1 protein-coding gene is annotated in these 788 nt (G+C 41.0%); it reads right to left on the bottom strand.

All coding sequences use genetic code 11. From position 1 onward, the window contains the following. Positions 1-327: 327 nt before the first annotated feature. Positions 328-788 (bottom strand): DUF4351 domain-containing protein (locus tag ACIR131C_RS25915; RefSeq protein WP_196811714.1); only part of this gene is annotated, 461 nt, incomplete at its 5' end.

Below are 788 nucleotides of genomic sequence, written 5' to 3'. Positions count from 1 at the left end.
GTAACCTCCGTTTACAAGGCCTCTGCCAAGAGTAAACCGAGTAACATTCATCGTTGTAGGATCCAAGACAAGCATTAAATAAAACCCTCGCTTTTGATATCTCATCAATTAGCGATCGCTTTCAAGCAAGATAAACAAAGTATATCTCAATTGATTGCCGCCACCCTAGAGTTTCAGATCCCCGATTTCTTTGATTTATTGTGTCCATAAATGATCAACTGCTCTGCTGAAGTCGGGGATTTGGGCATGATCAGATTATATATTCAGTTGCCATACCCAGGGAAGCGATCGCTTTAACCTCCCCCAATCACTTCTTTTATTAGCAGTTTAATGAACTGCTAACCAGTCTATCAGATCTTGTATTTGGGAAAAATCCAATAAACTTTCTCCCAATATCTCTAACTCAGTAGTAGGTAACTTCTGGATTTTCTCCCTCATAGAAAATTCTATTTCCCCAAACCTTTTAGTGAGTTGACGCAAAACCAGGACCGACTCCCCTTGTTGCTCCCCCTGCTGCAATCCTTGTTGCAATCCTTGTTGCAATCCCTGTTGCAATCCCTGTTGCAATCCCCGTTGTTCTCCTTGTTGCAATCCTTCTTTAAGGATTTCTTCATACCAGGGTGATTCTCTTAACACTGTCATATCCCACCTCATGATTTGTTGAATTAAGGGAATATCTAACACAAAACTAGCAAAGAATGATAATAACGGCTCTAGGTCTTTTAGCTGTTCATCTTTCCGAAGTTCTGTGACTGCAAGACGGAGGTTATTTTCACTGTTTCCACCCT

This window comes from Dolichospermum circinale AWQC131C (assembly GCF_000426905.1).
GTDB lineage: Bacteria > Cyanobacteriota > Cyanobacteriia > Cyanobacteriales > Nostocaceae > Dolichospermum > Dolichospermum circinale.
The sequence above is the reverse complement of the archived record's forward strand: the minus strand, read 5'-3'. Positions and strand labels throughout refer to the sequence as shown.